Genomic DNA, 586 nt, shown 5'->3' with positions numbered 1-586 from the left:
GTGCAATGCGTGGCGACGCGGATCGTGCGCACGCCCAGCTCATGCGCCATGCGCAGGTGCTCGACCGTGCCGATCCCCGGGATCAGCAGCGCCGAGACCTTGGCCTGCTTCATCAGCGGGATCACGGCCGAGAGGTATTCCTCGTCGGTGTGCGCCGGGAAGCCGTAGTTGACGGAGCTGCCGCCCAGCCCGTCGCCGTGCGTCACCTCGATGAGCGGCACGCCCGCGTTGTCCAGGCCCTGCGCGATGCTCTTCATCTGGTCGAGCGTCATCTGGTGGCGCTTGGGGTGCATGCCGTCGCGCAGCGTCATGTCGTGCACGACGATGTGTTTGCCCTTGAGTGTCATGGTGCTTGTTCCTTCAGGTGGCCAGGGGCTCGAGCGTCAGCGAGCCATTGAGGATTTCTTCGGCGAACATCTCGGCGGTGCGCGCGGCGGCCGCGGTCATGATGTCCAGGTTGCCCGCGTACTTGGGCAGGTAGTCCCCGAGGCCTTCGACCTCGAGGTAGATCGAGACACGGTTGCCGTCGATGACCGGGCCGTTGACCAGCCGGTAGCCGGGCACGTACTTCTGCACTTCCTTGATC

The 586-nt window shown here is 65.5% G+C and carries 2 pseudogenes; both read right to left on the bottom strand.

Annotation, left to right across the window (positions count from 1 at the left end):
• Positions 1-347, bottom strand: a pseudogene (locus AC1DTN_RS38545) (4-hydroxy-2-oxovalerate aldolase); the annotation flags it as partial.
• A 13-nt stretch (positions 348-360) separates the two neighbouring features.
• A pseudogene (locus AC1DTN_RS38540) lies at positions 361-586 on the bottom strand (acetaldehyde dehydrogenase (acetylating)); the annotation flags it as partial.

The sequence above is a fragment of the Rhizobium sp. 01T444 genome (genome assembly GCF_056398305.1).
Note: the sequence above shows the minus strand (reverse complement) of the source record. Positions and strands in the feature narration are given on the sequence as shown.